This window comes from Aquimarina litoralis (assembly GCF_039523995.1).
Taxonomy (GTDB): domain Bacteria; phylum Bacteroidota; class Bacteroidia; order Flavobacteriales; family Flavobacteriaceae; genus Aquimarina; species Aquimarina litoralis.
The window spans coordinates 1160589-1180314 of record NZ_BAAAGE010000001.1 but is presented as its reverse complement, the minus strand read 5'-3'; the positions used below and the strand labels follow the sequence as shown (position 1 = coordinate 1180314).

The following is a 19726-nucleotide window of genomic DNA, read 5'->3' as shown; positions in this document are numbered from 1 at the left end:
ACAAAAATCCTGCTTCCGTATACTTAGTTTCACACCGTTTAAAATTCTAAAAATTGATACTAATGAAAACTTTAACACGAATTATGGCCTGTATTATATGTTTATGTACGGCCGATTGTAAATCTCAAACTAACGAAGAAGTTATGGAAAACGAAATTAAAACTGTTGTAGAAAAATTTGTAACCGCAGGAATGCAACGCAACACAGCTATGTTTGATAAAATTCTACACACAGACTTTCGAGTTGTGGTAAATCGATATCCTACTTCTGATAAAACAGCTGTCATTTCAAGAGCTGGATATATTTCATTGATGAATCAAAAGAAAATTGGTGGAACATCCTATAAAACCTCTATTTTACATCTAGATATTAAAGAACATTCTGCGACAGTAATTTCACTACTAGAAGCTCCCGAAAACAGTATGCAAGTGACTTTTTTGCTGGTAAAAAATCAAGAAAACTCTTGGCAAATCATTTCTGATCTCACTATACAAAACCCTAATTCATGAAACGTTCTCATCACTCTTAACTAAAACGAAAGTATTCATAGACTTCATAGTTTTAAGCCTTAGGCAGATATACTTAAGGCTTTTAATTTTTAGTTGCGACGATATTCCCTATTTTTGGTCTGTTATTGAAAATTACACGATGAGATCATTGCTTTCTACATTATGTATTCTTACTATTTTCTGTACAGGATGCAAAAAAGAAAATACCAACACTATCCAGGAAGAAAAAGAAATTATCCAACTAGATAGTTTATCTAAAGAAAAGGCTACTATTGATGTTTTAAAATTGTCTCCAGAAGCGTCTAAAAACTTAGAAAGTTTTGAAGATTTTCAAAACCTTAAAAACTTGGTTGTATCCATGAAAGAATCTAATCCTTTTTATGTTAGAAAGTATGCTGATAGCATGAATTTAATGGTTCAAAATTTTAAAGAAAATATTTCTGAAGATCTTAAAGTAAATACCATTATTTCTCGTATCGCCGTTTTAGCTACAGAATCGGGTCTACTTTTGCAACTAAGCGAAAATAAAAAACAAGATTCGCAGAAATTAATAAACGCTAATATTAGACTAATTACTGCATACAATAGTCTGATAATACAGTTAAATGAATTATCTCTTGCCATTCCGGAGAATATCGAAAAAGAGTTGTTAAGAGAGCGAGACATTCTAAGAGATTCTATTGAAAACCCTGAAGAAGACATTATTGAAATTGAAGAATAATATACCATGAAAAAAATTATCCTTTACTTATTATTTGTTGTTTCGTTTTATGGTTTTGCCCAGGAAAAAGAGCAAATTGATAAGGTATTAGAACAATGGCATAAGGCTGCTGCTGATGCATCTTTTGACAACTATTTTTCCCTAATGACAGAAGATGCAATATTTATTGGTACTGATCCCACAGAAAACTGGGATTTGACCTCATTTAAAGCTTTTTCAAAACCATATTTTAACAAAGGAAAAGCATGGAGTTTCAGCACACTTGAAAGAAACATTTTCGTTCAGTCAAACTCTAATCTAGCATGGTTTGATGAATTATTAGACACCCAAATGGGTATTTGTAGAGGTAGTGGTGTTTTAGAAAAAACTAGCAAAGGATGGAAAATTAAACATTATGTTCTTTCGATAGCGATACCAAATGAAAATGTAAAAGAAATTACCCTTCTTAAGAAAAATTTTGACGCTGAATTAATGAAAAAACTAAGAGCGCAATAAGACTTTAAAACAACTCTTTAATAAACTCCACTAAATTTGGATAACATTGAGTAGCTCCATTATCGATAAGCTTTCTCTTATTCTTGTCTCCTATTCCAACAAAATCTAAAGATAAGTTTTGTGCCGTTTTTAAATCCCACAGACCATCACCTAGCGAAACGATATTTACAAAATCTGTTTTATCATAAAAAGATTTTGCCCTTTCTATAGCATCTTTCACAAATCCTTCTCTTGACTCATGCGTCTTAGAAGTAGCTAATAATCGCTCATCGCACCATATATCACATTGATTTAATTTCTGTAAGGCAGGTTTCGGTAATGCTCCTGTTGCAAAACAAAACGGAATATTGTCACCTCTAAATCTATCTATCAATTCTTTTGCACCACTAATCTCCTTTACAGGATCAAAATCGTTCATTGCTGATATCAGGTTATCTTCAAATTTATCAAGCAAATCCTTAGGTACACTCTTATTAAAATTACGTTCATAATTATAACGCAATGCATAACTATCTGTATGATGTTTATAATTATTGTAATCAGTATCTATATCAACAATTCCTAAAGCTTGCATCGCCTTAGTAACAGAAATCAAGTACATAGGAACGCTATCTGTAAGTGTTCCATCGATATCAAAAATGTATAATGTGTCTTTCAAAATGTATGCTTTAGTCTACAACGAATATTTTAAGGAAGCAATAAAATTTCTACCAGCACCAGCGATTCCAGAAGAATAAGGTCTGTATCGTTGATCAGTAATATTTTCAATAGTAAAAGTAGCTTGTAAACTCTTTGTAAATTGATACCTAGAGCGAACATTTAGCGTATACCACGATGGCGAATAAGGATTTCCATTTTCGTCCAATGCGTATAAAAAAGCATTATTTTGTTGTGAAGGTGCTAAGTCTTCAAAATCAAACTGACCGTTGTAAACTGCAGAAAGATCGATCATCCATTTATGATTATCATAGGTTAGATTGGTACTTCCAAATTGTGGAGCTACATGTCTCGAGGGCGAAACTGACCCATCATCCAACTCTTCTTCTCCACCTGTAAAGGTATATTTTGCCGCCAGATTTAAATTTTTAGCAAAATCATAACGAAACCCTGCCTCAAACCCATAAACTTGAGCATTCGCTGCATTTTGAATAGCCTGTACATTACTCAACTCTCCTCCAAACAAAATTTCTGTTTCGCCATTAAGAGAAAAATCTCTTCGTACCAAAGCATTATCCAATTGAGTATAATAAGTTGCTAAATCAATCTTAAAATTTTTCCCCACATTTGCAGTTAATCCTAGTTCCCCATTGTACGCATACTCTGGCTCTAAATCTGGATTAGGAACGACTACTGATCCTGGCTCAGAATCAAAAATCTTACCTACATCATCAATATTAGGAGCTCTAAAAGCTGTAGAAAAGTTTAATTTCCAATGCAAAAGATCATTCGGAAGCCAACTAAAACCAGCTGTACCAGTAAAAGCTTCAGTGTCCAAATTAGCTTCGGTAAATGGAAAATCGAAAAAAGAATCATCAAACTCCGAATACAGAATAATTCTATTATATCGCAATCCACCTTGAAATCTTAATTTTTCACTTAGCTTACTTTTTAGACTTACATAAGCTGCAATAGATTGCCAAGTAGATCCATCTGGATATCTGGATGGTGCAGCCACCAACTCATTCGTAGAAATATTGAATTCTGAACCTTCAGAAGACACTTGATTTAAAATATACTCCAATCCATAATGCATGGTTGTTTTATCATTAAATATTTTCTCAAAATCAAGATTTGCAGAATAAGCATCCACATTTTCTTTTGTTCTTGACAAAATCACGTCTCCAAAATCTCTATCATTCCTACTCTCCTGAAAGTTTTGGTATACAGCCGTGAATTTTAGTTTATTATAAAATGTATTTTTCCACTTGTAGGTTAATTGAAGGTTTCCCATCAACCATTTTTGTGGTCCATAAAACCACTCTGCAGACCTTAAATGATCATCGCTACGTCTAATCAAACGGTCGTATCTCGGATAATCAGATGTTGCTGTATAAATAAATCCTGCATTGATATCCCATCTTTCATTAGGAATGAAATGTACTTTTTGCAAAAAATTAATTTGATCATATCCTGTAGAAACCTGTGTCTTCGGATCATCATTTTGAACAATAGTATCAACCCCATTAATCGTTTCTACGAATTCCGTTCTTAAATAGTCATCTGGTCCATGACTTCCCATTTTTAGATCATCAAAATCCGTATAGCTTACACTTGTTAGAAAAGCCCATTTTTCTAACCCAATATTAAAGTCAACATGTCCTGTTTTCTCATTACTTGCGCTAGCATATCTCATGATAGCATTACCACTCAGCTTATTTTTACCACTAATTGCAAACTTCGGTTGTGCCGTATAAAAATTCATAACTCCTCCAACAGCATCACTACCATACACCACCGATCCAGGCCCTAGAATAACTTCTGTACGATCTATTGTAAAAGGATCCACCGAAATTACATTTTGAACATTTCCCCCTCTAAAAATTGCATTATTCATTCGCACTCCATCCACCGTAAGCAATAACCTATTGGTAGAAAAACCACGTATAATTGGACTCCCGCCTCCTAATTGACTTTTTTGTATAAATACTTGACCACTATTTTGTAATAAATCCGCAGATGTTTGAGGAGTAGAAAAAGCTATTTCATCAGAGGTAATACTAACAATTTTTTGAGTAACATCTTTCTTATCCTGTTCCCATTTGGAGACTGAAATAACCACTTCTGACAATTGGTTTTCGTCAACCTCCATATAAAACATGTTTGAAGATGCAACTATTTCTGCTTTTGTGGCGGTTGTTGTAATATGTGAAATATGCACAAAATATAATTTTTCGTCTTCGGAAAAAGAAGAAATATCCGCCACTCCATCAAAATCAGTTATTGCAGTTTTTGATTTTGATTTGTTGTGTATTGTAACACTAGGAATAGGCTGACCATTTGCTCTACTAAGCACAGTAATACTTTGAGAAGCACTTTCCTGTAAAAAAAGTAAGGTGAATACAACAACAAAAAATAAACGCATTGTTTAACTAAAAATTTCGTTCAAAACCGAAAGTGATTTTGGTTTTTTAAAGCCGTGCAAATGTAGCTCAAAATATACTAATAACATCCCAAGAATCTCATTTCTTGCTATTCTAGACATTTTAATACCCATACTTGCTTCAAATGTCGTGCCTAAAAATTCTTTAAATAAGGAAATCACATTTCCATCCATACAATAAATGTTCGATGTATCGTTCTGAAAACACCCTTCTTGCATATTAAAAACATCCAAATGAATATTCGATATATCTGGATAAAAGCCCAAATATTGTGTAAGCTTTATTAAAAACGAAATATGAAAATTACTAATATTATCGTTAGCATCTAACCATAGAAAAGTAGTCTCTAAGTAATTAAAAAGTTTATCATTAACTTCTTCTTCCTGAATAGTATTCTTAAGTATCTCTGAGAGAAAAAAGACTAAAGAGTTTTTAATTAAATCTGTATGCAGCGAAGAATAAGGAGTTAGAATTCTTGCTTCTCGGATTCTTTCTAAATTCCCCTTATCTTTATGATTAGCTTCAATTTCTAATAAAGTCAAAGGTTGAAACAAAGATGATCTAATTTTACCTCGCTTAGATTTTAGAATTCCTTTTAATAGATAGGATTTTAAGCCATTAGTCCTCGTCAATAAAGAAACAATTAAATCACTTTCACTATATCGCAAAGAATGAAGAACTATTGCAGATGTTTTTACAACCATTATCTGACTACCAATAGCTTAGAAACAGTAGTTTCTCCTTGATCTTCTCCCGTAACCAAAATTAGATACACACCAGAAGCCACTTTATGTCTACCAAAAGCCGTAGTGTCCCATTGTATGCTACCTCCTTCACTTACTTCTTCATATACTAAATTACCTTCTATATCAGTAATTTTTACATTAGCCCTACTAGTTAATCCTCTTATGGTTACTCGACCATTAAATCCAGGTCTCACGGGATTTGGAAAAGCCACAACATTGTCTAGATTACTTTCTGGCCCCGTAGCAGTACCTTTAAACTCTAATAAGCCCTTTTCTGTTGCAAAAAAGACAGATCCAGTAGAATCATCAACAGAAATATCTCGAACATTATTGGTTGGTAAAGGAGAATTATCCGTTGTAAAATGAGCTAATGTTTCTTGCCCATCTGGAGAAAAATAAAATACTCCAGAAGATGCGGTAGCTACCCATTTATTATTGGAACCATCTGCCTCTATATCCGTAATAGTCTCATCGAACAACAACTCCTGAGGTACACCTTCATCATCCAAAATGATTATTTGACTTGCCTGTGGATTACTTTGTTGAAAAACTCCCGAAGGATTAAACAAAACTCTTATCCCTCTAAAAGTGCCAATCCATAATTGATTATTTCTATCTATTTCTAATGCTAATACATAATCACTAGGAATATTTGAACCTTCAGCTTCTCCTGATAATTGAATTTGATTTTCTGTATTGGGATTATAGCCAATAACTCCAGAATTCCAACCGCCAATAAACAGGTTTCCGTCTCTATCGATTACGGTATCAGAAAACCCTAGATTTCCTAAAGGGTTAGAGACTAAACCACTTAAATCAACATTGAAGGTTTGTGTAGCACCAGGAGAAAATCTTTTGAGACCATCATCTACCCTAGAATTATTAACCCACAAATTACCTTCATTATCAAAAACAGAACCATTTAGAAATACAAAATTAGAATCATCTGGAACAAATGATTCGAATCCACTGTTTACATCATTAAATAAATTAGTAACTTCATTATTATTGACTTCTATCAATCCACTACTCAAACTACTTATAAAAACCTGATCTTCATTATTTGGATTTATGGTTATATGAGACAAAGATGTTGCACCCAACACTTCATCTCTAGAAATATTAAACCAACCATCTACTGTAAGTTTGCTTATCCCTCTTCTTTGCAATGGAAATGGGTTAAAATTCACATCATACTGACCAAACACCACCCATAAATTATTATTCAACGCTTCGATCCCAAAAGTAAAATTACTCAAAGGCCCTTCTGGAGAAACTAATGTTTTTGTATTTGGATTACTTAATTCAAGTTCTAATAACCCTCTAGTATTTGTACCGAGATACACCTCATTATTGATAGTTAAAGAAGTATTCAGTTCAAAACTATCCTCTGTAGTACTCGTTATGGATGCGGTTTCAGAAAAGTTTGTATCTAGAACCAACGCCCTATCTACTAACGAAATTGTTAAATTTCCAGAATCCGCATACATATCTCTAATTGAAGAAGGAGCGGTAAATACAGTAGTAAGTACGTTATTTTCTAAGCTCTGGACTAGATCCAAGTTTTGATGCACCAGAATCTGATTATTGAAAATTACTATATCTCTAAAACTTCCAGGAATAGGATTAGCCCACTGGTTAAAATCTACCAAATTAGGATTAGTCACATCCGCTGAAAATATTCCGTTATTTAATGTAGTAGCATATATAGAATTTTCTGCAACAATTGTACCTGTAACGTTAATCTGGGAACCTCCTGGACCAATAAAGAAGGTATCTCCAAACTCTATTCTTTCCAAGTTAAATTCTACAATACCAAATTCTGTAGAAATATAAAGTTTATCATCATTTTCGAAAAAATGATTAATTCTTTTTTCTGTAGGTGGAATTGTTGGTTGATCCACTATATCAATAAAAGTTCTAACTTCATCATCTAATATTAATTCTAATAAACCATTATCATACCCTACTACAGTAATATCATAAGTGGAACTATGATAAATGGAAGATATAGTTTCTCCAGACAATCCATTAATCGTAGAAAATGTCTCTGAAGTTCTGGTTTCAGCATCAAAAATAAAAACCGAATTTTCTGAAGCTGCATAAACACGATCTTCGGCAGCATATATATCATTAATTTCAAAATAAGAATAATGTCCAGTCCATTGATTACTGAAATCTTGAGAAAAAAGAAATAATGGGAAAATTAGAAATATTGATAGTCTGAGATACTGCATAATTTCTGAGTGCTATTTACTCTGCTTTGATAACACGCTAAAATACTAATTATTGCTTTTAGATAATGAAAAAGCCGTTCTAATCTTATAAGAACGGCTTCTATAGTATGAATTATTATTATTTTACACTACTCCTTGTGCCAACATAGCATCTGCAACTTTTACGAAACCTGCGATATTAGCACCTTTTACATAATCTACATATCCGTCTTCCTGAGTTCCATATTCTAAACATGAAGAGTGAATATCTTCCATTATTTGTTTCAATTTTTCGTCTACTTCTTCGCGCGTCCAATTATATCTCAAGGAATTCTGAGTCATTTCTAATCCAGATGTTGCTACTCCTCCAGCATTTGAAGCTTTCCCTGGTGCAAAGAATATTTTTGCCTTATGAAAAGCAGAAATAGCTTCAGGTGTGCTAGGCATGTTTGCTCCTTCACTGATACAGATACAACCATTTGCAATTAATTGCTCTGCTTCATCTCCATCAAGTTCATTTTGTGTAGCACAAGGAAGTGCAACATCACATTTCACACTCCATGGTCTTTCTCCTTTATGAAATTCTGCAGAAGGATACTTCTCTACATACTCGCTGACTCTTCCTCTTTTTACATTTTTCAGCTCCATAACAAAAGCCAATTTCTCTTCGTCGATACCATCCTTGTCATAAATATAACCCGAAGAATCTGACAAAGTAACAACCTTTGCTCCTAACTGAGTAGCCTTTTCTGTAGCATACTGTGCTACATTTCCAGATCCAGAAACGGTAACTACCTTTCCTTCAAAAGAATCATTCTTGGTAGCTAACATATTTTGTGCAAAATACACAGCTCCATACCCTGTTGCTTCAGGTCTTATTAAGGATCCTCCCCAAGTAATTCCTTTACCCGTAAGTACTCCAGTAAATTCATTACGTATTTTACGATACATACCGAACAAGAATCCTATTTCGCGACCTCCTACTCCAATGTCTCCAGCAGGAACATCGGTATCAGGCCCAATATGTCTACAAAGCTCACTCATGAAACTATGACAAAAACGCATAATTTCATCATCGGACTTCCCTTTAGGATCAAAATCCGAACCTCCTTTTCCACCTCCCATAGGAAGTGTAGTTAAGCTATTTTTAAATACTTGTTCAAAAGCAAGGAACTTAAGTATACTGAGATTTACTGAAGGGTGAAAACGCAATCCTCCTTTATAAGGACCTATTGCAGAGTTCATTTGAATTCGATATCCTCTATTTACGTGTATCTCTCCTTTATCATCTACCCATGGTACACGAAACATAATCGCTCTCTCAGGTTCCACCATTCTTAAAAGAATGTTTTTTCCATTATATATTTCTTGTGTAGCGATATACGGTATTACAGTTTCTGCAACTTCTTGAACCGCTTGTAAGAACTCAGGCTCGTGCGAGTTACGAGCTCTTACTTCTTCCATAAATGCATCTATTTTTGCTTGCATATGTTAATAGGATTAAAAGATTCTTATTTAATGGTTAATTTAACTTGTCAAATATATCATATTATCAAAATAATACCTATATTTTTTTGAATTTAGTAACAAGTTAACCTATAGCCTGTTCCAAATCCGCAATCAAATCATCTACATCCTCTATTCCCACACTCAATCTAATCAAAGAATCTACAACACCAGTTTTTTCGCGTTCCTCTTTCGGAATAGAGGCATGTGTCATACTTGCTGGGTGACCTGCTAGACTCTCAACACCACCAAGAGATTCTGCTAGTGTGAAAATCTTAAGGTTCTCCACGATTTTTATCGCTTCATCATAATTACTGTCCTTAGTTACGAATGATATCATTCCTCCAAAACCATCCATTTGCGCTTTAGCAACCTCATGGTTTGGATGATCCTCAAATCCTGGCCAGTACACTTTTTCTATTTTAGGATGTTTCTTTAAATAATGTGCAATTGCCTCACCATTTTCACAATGACGTTGCATACGAACGTGTAATGTTTTTATACCTCTTAAAGCTAAAAAACTATCCTGAGGTCCACAAACAGCTCCACTTGCATTTTGAATAAAATACAAACGTTCCGCAATTTCGTCATCTTTTACAATCAAAGCACCCATTACCAAATCACTATGCCCTCCAATATATTTAGTTGCACTGTGCATTACAATATCAGCTCCAAGATCCAAAGGTCTTTGTAAATAAGGGGTTGCAAACGTATTATCCACCGCCAAAAGCAAATCATTCTTTTTAGAAATCGCAGCAATAGCTTTGATATCTATAATATTCATCATTGGGTTTGTTGGTGTCTCTACCCAAATTAACTTAGTGTTTTCATTTACATAATTCTCTATAGCATCGGCATTTTCCATTCCAATAAAATGAAATTTGATTCCGAAATCTTCGAATATCTTTGTAAATAACCTATAAGTACCTCCATACAAATCATTTGTAGAGATCACTTCATCACCTGGCTTTAGTAATTTAATTACGGCATCAATCGCTGCTAATCCAGATCCAAATGCTAAACCATGCTTTCCATTTTCTATACTTGCAAATGCATTCTCCAACGCCTTTCTTGTAGGATTATGTGTTCTACTATATTCAAAACCTTTATGTCCTCCTGGAGTAGTCTGGGCATAAGTAGAGGTTTGGTATATTGGTGGCATTACTGCTCCGTATGCCGGATCATGCTCCTGACCTCCGTGTATTGTTTTTGTATTAAATTTCACTAGTTTCGATTTTTATAATATTTCTTAATTTTTTGACGTTTCTTTAATCAAATTTTACTTTTTAGAGTCGAAAAAATCAACTTGAATAGTAATATGTTAAAAAACTGAACAAATGTATGATTTAATTCGTTCTAATCATATTTCAATGAATACCTTTAGTAGATGATTAACAGAAAAACTAACACTCCAATAAAATTCATTTTCTTATTAGTAATTCTATCTTATTTCTATAGTTGTGAAAAACATGAACCACTACGTTTTCAGAAAAAAACAATAAGTATAGAAACCTACTTTGATTGTGAAAACACAGACTGCGTAATTACTGAAGTTTTACTTTTAGAATCTATAAGTGAAAACGATCTGTCGGAAAAGATAAACAAGCGAATTGAAAAAGCCGCTTGTGATGCTTTAAATATTGAAGACGACAACAAAGTTGACAATATTGAGAACGCATTAAAAAGCTTTAATAGTTCATATCTCGAAATGAAAAAAGAATTTCCTGATGAAATTATTCCTTACGAGGCTAGTATTAATTGTGATATTAGTTTTCAAAATGAAAATATGCTATCCGTTCTTATCGAATCTTATATTTTTACTGGAGGTGCACATGGTAGTGGTAATTCTAATTACCTAAATATCGATCTTAAAACTGGTGACATCATAAACAACGAAGAATTTATCAAAGATGATAAAGGTTTTAAAGATATTGCAGAAAAGGTATTTAGAGAAACTCATAATATCCCTAAAAACGAATCTATCAATAGCACTGGATATTTTTTTGAGAATAACACTTTCCATTTACCATCTACTATAGGATTTACAGAAGAACATATTATACTTCTATATAATCAATATGAAGTTAGCTCTTATGCAGAAGGTCCTATTGAAATAAAATTAAGTAAAGAGAAAGCGTTAGCCTATTTAAATAAAAACGTATTATAATGACTTTTTTAGTGCTAAAATATACCCAAGATGTATTCCTTCATGAAAATTATTAAAACTCATAGCATCTTCTGTAGATTTTAAAACAAAACCTGTACTAGTTGGATATTCCTGATATTCTTTAAAAATAGAAGCTTCAATATCCTTTTCAGTTTGATCCAATGTACTAAACATTAACTCTTTTACTTTTTCAACTTCTGCCTGATCTACAAAACCCTCTGTTTTAGTTCCTTTTCTATACTTTAACACCAATTCATCATCAATCATCATTGGTAGACCACTAAGTTTGTATACTAATAACTGCTGTGTTACCACTACATGAGCTATATTCCATATCAAATTATTCTTGAATCCTTCAGGAACTTTGTTAAGATCTTCTAATGAATAATTATCCATAATTTTGGACATTAATCTTCTATTAGTTCTGGTAATTTCTAATTGATCTTTCATTGCTTCTTTTTAAATGTAATGATGATGTTCTTAATTTTTAGCCAAAAATATAAGTTTTCATCGTGAAATGAATTTCCTTTGTATGGATTTTGACATTTTAACTATTTTTCTCGTGAAAAAAATATACCATCTATCCACTTGTGACACTTGTAAACGAATTTTAAAAGAATTAAACCCTACTTCAGACTTTGTTTTACAAGACATTAAAAGTGAAGCTATTACCCAATCTCAACTAGAAGAAATGAAATCACTTTCTGGAACGTATGAATCTCTGTTTAGCAAAAGAGCAAGACTTTATAAAGAAAGAGATTTAAAAAATAAGACTCTTTCAGAGAACGATTACAAAGACTTAATTCTAGAACATTACACCTTCTTAAAACGTCCGGTGATTATATATGACAACCAAATTTTTATTGGAAACAGTAAAAAAGTGGTTGAAGCGGCAAATAAGCAGATTAATGGATAAAAGAACCATAGCACTATTAGCTGCTTTTGGGGCAAGTTTGATTTACGCCATCAACCATACATTGGCTAAAGGTGTTATGCCTACCTACATTAAACCTTTTGGGTTTATCTTTCTTAGAGTTATAGGAGCTACTTTACTTTTTTGGCTTGCCTCTATATGGGTGCCAAAACAAAAAATTGATCGATCCGATTGGTTAAGAATTTTTGGATGTGCAATTTTTGGGATGGCTATTAATATGTTGATGTTTTTCAAAGGTCTACAACTATCAACTCCTATTAATAGTTCGGTAATGATTACCATAGCGCCAATTTTGGTATTTATCTTATCTGCCATTTTTCTGAATGAAAAAATAACATGGTTACGATCTATTGGAATTTTATTAGGCTTCTCGGGTGCATTAGGACTTATACTATTTGGAGCCGAAGTACGACAAGACGCCCCTAATATTCCATTAGGAAACGCCCTATTTATAGTAAATGCTGCTTCTTACGCGATTTATCTTGTAATGGTAAAACCATTAACGGCTAAATATCATGCTATCACCTTAATGAAATGGTTTTTCTTATTAGGTGTTATTATTAATTTCCCTGTTACGATTTCAGAATTTAATGAAGTTCAATGGACATCACTACCCCATGATGTTATTTGGAAAATGGTATTTGTAGTAATAGGAACCACTTTTTTTACTTACCTGCTAAATGTATTTGCTTTAAAAACTTTAAAAGCGTCTACAATTGGCGCTTTCATATATCTACAACCATTATTAGCCATAAGTTTTGCCATGGCAATGGGAGCAGATTCTTTAAAACTGATTCAAATAATAGCGGCAATACTAGTTTTCGTAGGAGTTTATCTAGTTACTAAAAAACCCAAAAAACTAACTTAAATCAGTTGGGATTTTGGCAAACTTTCGTGTGTCCTCTTTCGTAAGTATTTTGAAGCTATCCGGACGCTCTACTTTATCCATAAATTCGCGCATTTCTTCAGGAAGTGGAATTAATTTACGTGTTTTCAAATCTAACCAAGCCCCCATCATTTCACATCTTGCAAAATTTCTTCCTTTGTAATCATAAAAGTTATGCAAGAATTCAAAAAACTTTCCATCTTCACTCATACCTACAAGTTCCAAAGAAACTCTAACGGGTCTTCCATAAAAAACTTCTTTGAAATAATAGATGTGTTCGTAAAAAACAACAGGACCTATATTAAGCTTACCTAAGAGTCTTTGATCAAAACCTAGCTGAGATAAAAATGTCATTCTGGTATGCGCAGCATATTCTATATACGCCTTATTTGCTAAATGACGATTAGCATCAATATCATTCCATCGAATTTCGAACTCTTTTAAATACATACTTAAGATTTTATTGGGTCAAAAATACAAAACAGATAATATGCTTGCATAATAAACTTTAGTTAATATTATCTCCCAACATTGAACTAGATTTTTAAATATTTCTATTTTGAAAACCAACGAGGTCTTATTACTTTAGAACAAAAAATCACACATGTATATCAAACGTAATATTGGCTGGGGACTTATTTTAAGATTTGCTTGGAAAAATATACTCTTCTTTATTCTCTATACCGCAGGAATTTTTTCTCTCTATTATTTTTTCGACTTACAATTTATAGACATCCCTTTTCAACCTTTATCTGTCATTGGGATTGCAGTGGCTTTTTATATAGGTTTTAAAAACAGTCAGAGTTATGATCGATTCTGGGAAGGACGTAAAATTTGGGGAGGTATTGTAAATTATAGTAGAACTTGGGCAAATCAGGTTTTGAGCTTAGTAGATGATTCTCCAGAAACCAAGAGAATATTAATATATCGTCATATCGCTTGGATCAACGCTTTACGAATACAACTAAGACAACCCTCTTCTTTTTCGATGAAAGAAAATGCCTCGGTAGAGCGTTTACTTCAAAAACATGGAGAGCGAAATCCTGCCTGTGATGCTACTAAAAGTTTTGTTTCTGAAGAAGAATACAATGACCTTCTAAAAAGAAAAAATGCAGCTACTCATCTTGTAAAGAATCAGGGACTACATCTAAAAGAATTATTAAGTTCCGAAAAAATAAGCCCATTTGATAACCAGCTGCTACATGGTGTATTGGAAGAATTATATAACTTACAAGGTAAATGTGAACGTATAAAAAACACCCCTTTTCCTAGACAATATGCATATTTCAGTACTGTTTTTACTTGGATCTTTGTATTACTATTACCATTTGGATTATTAAATGTTTTTGAAAGTGAGCTTGGTGATATGTCGCAACATTTACAGCCTTGGTTTATCTTTTTAATGATTCCTTTATCGGTACTAATTTCTTGGATATTTACTACAATGGAAAAAGTAGGTAGTAACAGTGAAGACCCTTTTGAAGGAAGAGTGAACGATGTTCCTATGACTGCATTATGTAGAACTATAGAAATCGATTTACGAGATATGTTGGATGAAATAAATCTGCCCGAAAAAGTACAACCAAAGGATAATATTTTATACTAATGCCTTTAGTCACCTCAAACTACAAACCACCATATTTTTTCCGAAATGGTCATTTTTCCACCATCTATCCAAATCTGGTTAGAACAGTAAAAGGTATAGAACAAAATCGAGAAAGAGTAGAACTAAAAGACGGAGATTTTATCGATATCGATTGGAGCTATTCTAATGATCCCAGATCTAAAGGAAAAGTAGCTGTTTTGGTTCATGGACTAGAAGGAAACGCACAGAGGCAATATATCCTAGGTCTTGCCAAACACTTTGTTAAAAACCGATGGAATGTAGCTGCCATAAATCTTAGAAATTGTAGCGGTGAAGTAAATAGATTATACCGATCCTATAATGCTGGAGTAAGTGATGATCTTGCTTCTATTATATCTCATATTACAGAAAAAGACTATCATTCTATCTCTATATGTGGGTTTAGTCTTGGTGGTAATATCACATTAAAATATTTAGGCGAAAGAAAAACACCTAAACAAGTAAAATCAGCTGTAGCTGTATCCGTACCTTGTGATCTTTACAACTCATTAAATGAAATTAATAAACCTAGAAACTTTATCTATCAGCAACGTTTTATTCAGAGTTTAAAAAAGAAGTTGTTAGAAAGACAACAGGTATTTCCAAATGAAATTAGCATATCCGATATCAAAGCTTGTAGCTCCCTTATCGATATTGACAATTTATACACAAGTGTTGCTCATGGCTATGTCGATGCTATTGATTATTATACCAAGTGTAGTAGCAATCAATTTCTAAAAGACATTACCATCCCTACACTAATCATCAATGCTAAAAATGACACTTTTCTAGGAACTACTTGTTATCCACACAATGAAGCTCAAAGAAATTCAGACCTCTATTTAGAAACCCCAGATTTTGGAGGTCATGTAGGTTTTTATATGCCTTCAGGAATTTTTTACAACGAGTATAGAGCTATAGAATTTGTGCAAAAAACATTAGATTAAACAGTTAAGTTATTACTTTTTGTAATCCTTTACCTACTTATCGAATAAATGAAACAAACGTTAACTCTTTGTTAAGGTTTTGTGTAGTCATTATTAAACCCTTTATCGAAAATCTTTTGCCAATTAGGAATAATTTAAGAGTTTTGGCTGTTTCTCAGATAAATCATCAGAGAAATTTAATTAAAGCTAACTCAAACTCAATAAAAATGAAAAAAAGTTACAAAAACCTTATTGGGGTTTTTGGCACTATGCCAAAAAGGTTTGGAAAACTTCGAACTTTCGCGTTTTCCACAATGTTTCTTCTTTCCGCTGGAGCATTTGCTCAAACACCAGCACAAAAGTCAAAAATTATGAAGAGCAGTAACTTGTCGGAACTTAACAAGTTACAAGTACAAAATGCTGAAAAAGCTGCTATTCAAAAGAAAGAAGCTATTCAGGCTGCAAAACAAAATGGATGGCCTGTTCAAACCACTCTTAAAAACGGAAGTTTTGCAGAATTACAAAAAGTTGTTGATGGTAAGCCTATTTATTACGTAACCTATAATGTGGATGCCGCAGAATCAACAAGAACAAATCATCTTAATTCTGGAGGTTCTTTAGGATTAAACTTAGATGGACAGAACATGACGGCTCACGTTTGGGACGGTGGTCATGCTAGAGCATCTCACCAAGAATATGATGGGCCTGGAGGTAACAATCGTGTTACTATCCAAGATGCTGCATCTGAAGGTGGAACTCAATTAAACTTCCATGCTGCGCACGTAACAGGAACCATTATGGCTTCTGGTGTTCAAGCTGCGGCAAAAGGAATGGCGCCTCAGGCAAGAGTAAATGGATATATGTGGAACAACGATGTTGCAGAAGCTACCAGCGCTGCAGCGAATGGAATGATTATTTCTAACCACTCTTACGGATTTAGAGGAGATCTTGTACCTGATCAATATTTTGGTGCTTATATAGATACTTCTAGAGATTGGGATGAAGTAATGTTTAACGCTCCTTTCTATCTAATGGTTGTAGCCGCAGGTAACGATGGTAACCAAAATGGTTACAACGGTCAACCGCTAGATGGGAATTCTTCTTATGATAAACTTACTGGACATTCTACTTCTAAAAATAATTTAGTTGTTGCAAATGCTCAAGATGCTAATATCGCTTCTGATGGTAGTTTAAATAGTGTTTCTATTAACTCTTCAAGTAGTGAAGGACCAACTGATGATTACCGTATCAAACCAGACATTACTGGAAATGGTACTGGAGTTTATTCTACATACGAAAGCAGTAATACAGCATACGCCAGTATTACGGGTACTTCTATGGCATCACCAAATGTTGCTGGATCATTGTTATTATTACAACAACATTATGACAATACAAATGGTAATCTAATGAGAGCTGCTACTTTAAAAGGTTTAGCTCTACATACTGCAGATGATGCTGGACCTTCTGGTCCTGACGCTGTTTACGGATGGGGATTATTAAATGCTAAAAGAGCTGCTGAGACTATTACAAATGCAGGAAACGAAACAAAGATTGAAGAGTTAACTTTAAACAGTGGACAGACGTACACAATTACTGTTGATTCTGACGGAACTAATCCGTTAATGGCATCTATTTCTTGGACAGATAGACCAGGTACTGCAGTTACAGCTACCAACTCTAACAATGCTGTATTAGTAAATGATCTTGATATTAGAGTAACTCAAGGATCTACTACATTCCAACCATATAGATTAACAAGCATTACAACTAACGGAACAGGTGACAATACTGTAGATCCATTCGAAAGAATTGATGTAGGTAGTGCTTCTGGAACATATACAATTACAGTAACTCATAAGGGATCATTAACAGGAGGAAGTCAAAACTTCTCTCTAATTGTAACTGGATTAACAGGAACTCCAGTAGTTTGTAACGCTACGGTTCCTACTGGAGTTGGAGCATCGAATATTTCTTATGATAGTGCGACTATAAACTGGACATCAGTACCAGCGGCTACTTACGATGTTAGATATAGAGTAGCAGGAACTTCTTCTTGGACTACATTAAGTGATGTAAGTGGTACTTCTACTGCTCTTAGTGGATTAACTCAATTAACTTCATATGAAGTGCAAGTAAGAAGTAAGTGTTCTGATGGAACTACATCTTCCTATAGCAGCACAGCAAGCTTTACCACAACAGAATTCCAATTAACATATTGTGATTCTAACGGAAATAGTGTTGCAGACGAATATATTAGTAGAGTTCAATTAGGAACTATAGATAACGCATCTGGTGCTGGAAGTGGTGGATATTCAGATTTTACTTCTGCTGCTACTGGATTAGCAAAAGGTGATTCTTACACAATTACGGTAACTCCTACTTGGACAGGAACAATATATAGTGAAGGATATAGCGTTTGGATAGATTACAACCAAGATGGTGACTTTACGGACTCTGGAGAACAGGTATGGACACAAAGTGCTACACAAACAACTCCTGTAAGTGGAAGTTTTACTGTGCCAAGTGGGGCTACAGACGGAAATACGAGAATGCGTGTATCTATGAAATATAATGGAGTGCCTACTTCTTGTGAATCTTTTCAATATGGTGAAGTAGAAGATTACACTGTTACTATTGGTGGTTCAACTGCTGATACTCAGGCTCCAACTGCACCAACTAGTTTATCTGCATCTAATGTAGAAGAAACTACTCTAACATTAAGCTGGAATGCATCCACTGATAATGTAGGTGTTACTGAATACGATGTTTATCAAGGAAGTAGTGTTATCGGTTCTACCGCAAATACTACTGCAAATGTAACAGGACTTACCGCTAATACTTCTTACTCTTTTAGCGTACGTGCAAAAGATGCTGCTGGAAATGTATCGGGAGCAAGTAATACAGTAAATGTTACGACAACTGGTGGAGGTTCCGGAAGTGGATGTACTTCAGGAATTTCTTCTTTCCCATATAGTGAAGGATTCGAAAACACCATAGGAGATTGGACACAATCTACAGCAGATGACCTTAATTGGACTGTTGATGCTAATGGTACTCCATCTAGCAGTACAGGACCATCATCTGCTACTCAAGGATCTTACTATATTTATGTAGAAGCTTCAGGAAATGGAACAGGTTATCCTAGCAAACAAGCTATCATCACTTCTCCATGTTTTGATTTAAGTGGACTTAGCCAAGCTAATTTCTCATTCGCTTATCATATGTATGGAGCTTCAGATATGGGTAGTATTGCTGTTGAAGCAAGTACAGATGAAGGAGCTACATGGACTAGTATCTGGAGCGAAACAGGAAACCAAGGAAATTCTTGGCAAACAGCTACTATTGATCTTGCATCTTATGTAGGTGGAGGAGTTCAGTTACGATTTAACAGAATTACTGGTAGTACCTGGCAAGCAGATATCGCTATTGACAATGTATCTTTAAGTGATTCTAGCGGACCAGTAGACCAATGTGCTGGTGTTCCTGCATGGAGTTCTAGTCAAACTTATCAAGTAGGTGATAAAGTTACATATCAAGGTAACTTATACGAAAGAACTGCTACAGGATGGACGAATTTAGGGCCTTGTGGAACTACAACATCATTTGCAACAACATCTGATGCTCTTGTTGGACCACCATTAGGATTATCTCTATATCCAAACCCTGTAACAGGACCAACTCTTAATGTTAATAACGGTAAATCAGGTTCTCAAAACTATATCATTTATAATATGCTTGGACAAACAGTTCTAAAAGGAACTTTTTCCAACACTATAAATGTTCAAAATCTTGAAGCAGGTGTATACATGCTACAAGTAGATACTCAAAAAGCTCGTTTTATCGTAGAATAAAAATTATAGATAGATAACCTTAATTTTTATAAAAAAGCCCA

General features: G+C 34.0%; 17 protein-coding genes. 9 read left to right on the top strand and 8 right to left on the bottom strand.

Features of this window, described 5'->3' with window-relative positions; genetic code table 11:
- Positions 1-62 precede the first annotated feature (62 nt).
- The 3 genes from ABD077_RS04675 (at position 63) to ABD077_RS04665 (ending at position 1725) form a co-directional block, all read left to right on the top strand.
- The gene (locus ABD077_RS04675; protein ID WP_343910956.1) at positions 63-509 is read left to right on the top strand and encodes a nuclear transport factor 2 family protein; all 447 of its coding nucleotides are present in this window, start codon (positions 63-65) and stop codon (positions 507-509) included.
- 139 nt (positions 510-648) lie between these two features.
- Positions 649-1230, top strand: coding sequence for a hypothetical protein (locus tag ABD077_RS04670; RefSeq protein WP_343910954.1), 582 nt, complete (start codon positions 649-651; stop codon positions 1228-1230).
- Between the two features lie 6 nt (positions 1231-1236).
- Positions 1237-1725, top strand: coding sequence for a nuclear transport factor 2 family protein (locus ABD077_RS04665; protein WP_343910952.1), 489 nt, complete (start codon positions 1237-1239; stop codon positions 1723-1725).
- Between the two features lie 4 nt (positions 1726-1729).
- Here ABD077_RS04665 and ABD077_RS04660 read toward each other — a convergent pair whose 3' ends face one another.
- The 6 genes from ABD077_RS04660 to ABD077_RS04635 all read right to left on the bottom strand — a co-directional run bounded on the left by ABD077_RS04660 (position 1730) and on the right by ABD077_RS04635 (position 10519).
- A complete protein-coding gene (locus tag ABD077_RS04660) occupies positions 1730-2383 on the bottom strand; it encodes an HAD family hydrolase (protein ID WP_343910950.1) in 654 nt (217 codons plus the stop codon).
- Positions 2384-2398: 15 nt separating this feature from the next.
- Positions 2399-4807 (bottom strand): TonB-dependent receptor, encoded by a 2409-nt coding sequence (locus tag ABD077_RS04655; protein WP_343910948.1) that lies wholly within the window; start codon positions 4805-4807, stop codon positions 2399-2401.
- Between the two features lie 3 nt (positions 4808-4810).
- A complete protein-coding gene (recO, locus tag ABD077_RS04650; RefSeq protein ID WP_343910946.1) occupies positions 4811-5530 on the bottom strand; it encodes a DNA repair protein RecO in 720 nt (239 codons plus the stop codon).
- Complete coding sequence (gene porZ, locus ABD077_RS04645; protein ID WP_343910944.1) at positions 5530-7809, bottom strand: type IX secretion system anionic LPS delivery protein PorZ; 2280 nt, start codon at positions 7807-7809, stop codon at positions 5530-5532. Before porZ ends, recO begins: the two co-directional genes overlap by 1 nt.
- Positions 7810-7932: 123 nt before the next feature.
- Positions 7933-9276: an NADP-specific glutamate dehydrogenase gene (gene gdhA, locus ABD077_RS04640; RefSeq protein WP_343910942.1), complete on the bottom strand. Its 1344-nt coding sequence runs from the start codon at positions 9274-9276 to the stop codon at positions 7933-7935.
- A gap of 103 nt (positions 9277-9379) precedes the next feature.
- On the bottom strand, positions 9380-10519 hold the full coding sequence (locus ABD077_RS04635; protein ID WP_299610810.1) for a cystathionine gamma-synthase: 1140 nt from the start codon (positions 10517-10519) through the stop codon (positions 9380-9382).
- Positions 10520-10681: 162 nt separating this feature from the next.
- Between ABD077_RS04635 and ABD077_RS04630 the strand changes: the two genes are divergently transcribed.
- Positions 10682-11461 carry a DUF3298 and DUF4163 domain-containing protein gene (locus tag ABD077_RS04630; RefSeq protein WP_343910940.1) on the top strand — a complete coding sequence of 260 codons (780 nt, stop codon included), beginning with the start codon at positions 10682-10684 and terminating at the stop codon, positions 11459-11461.
- On the opposite strand, the gene ABD077_RS04625 is transcribed toward ABD077_RS04630, so the two are convergent.
- The gene (locus ABD077_RS04625; protein WP_299894111.1) at positions 11456-11911 is read right to left on the bottom strand and encodes a DinB family protein; all 456 of its coding nucleotides are present in this window, start codon (positions 11909-11911) and stop codon (positions 11456-11458) included. The two genes, ABD077_RS04630 and ABD077_RS04625, sit on opposite strands and share 6 nt — an antisense overlap.
- Positions 11912-12023: 112 nt before the next feature.
- On the opposite strand from ABD077_RS04625, the gene ABD077_RS04620 reads away from it, so the two are divergent.
- Both ABD077_RS04620 and ABD077_RS04615 read left to right on the top strand, forming a co-directional pair.
- The gene (locus tag ABD077_RS04620) at positions 12024-12377 is read left to right on the top strand and encodes an arsenate reductase family protein (RefSeq protein WP_343910938.1); all 354 of its coding nucleotides are present in this window, start codon (positions 12024-12026) and stop codon (positions 12375-12377) included.
- Positions 12370-13263, top strand: a complete 894-nt coding sequence (locus tag ABD077_RS04615) for a DMT family transporter (protein ID WP_343910937.1) — start codon at positions 12370-12372, stop codon at positions 13261-13263. Before ABD077_RS04620 ends, ABD077_RS04615 begins: the two co-directional genes overlap by 8 nt.
- Here the strand turns inward: ABD077_RS04615 and ABD077_RS04610 are convergent.
- Entirely contained in the window at positions 13255-13731 is a 477-nt protein-coding gene (locus ABD077_RS04610) for an acyl-CoA thioesterase (protein ID WP_343910935.1), read from the bottom strand. The two genes, ABD077_RS04615 and ABD077_RS04610, sit on opposite strands and share 9 nt — an antisense overlap.
- Before the next feature lie 154 nt (positions 13732-13885).
- On the opposite strand from ABD077_RS04610, the gene ABD077_RS04605 reads away from it, so the two are divergent.
- The 3 genes from ABD077_RS04605 to ABD077_RS04595 all read left to right on the top strand — a co-directional run bounded on the left by ABD077_RS04605 (position 13886) and on the right by ABD077_RS04595 (position 19685).
- Positions 13886-14887 (top strand): bestrophin family protein, encoded by a 1002-nt coding sequence (locus ABD077_RS04605; RefSeq protein WP_343910934.1) that lies wholly within the window; start codon positions 13886-13888, stop codon positions 14885-14887.
- On the top strand, positions 14887-15852 hold the full coding sequence (locus tag ABD077_RS04600; RefSeq protein ID WP_343910932.1) for a YheT family hydrolase: 966 nt from the start codon (positions 14887-14889) through the stop codon (positions 15850-15852). The genes ABD077_RS04605 and ABD077_RS04600 overlap by 1 nt, the downstream gene beginning before the upstream one ends.
- Positions 15853-16058: 206 nt before the next feature.
- Positions 16059-19685: a S8 family serine peptidase gene (locus ABD077_RS04595; RefSeq protein ID WP_343910931.1), complete on the top strand. Its 3627-nt coding sequence runs from the start codon at positions 16059-16061 to the stop codon at positions 19683-19685.
- The last annotated feature ends 41 nt before the right edge of the window (positions 19686-19726 follow it).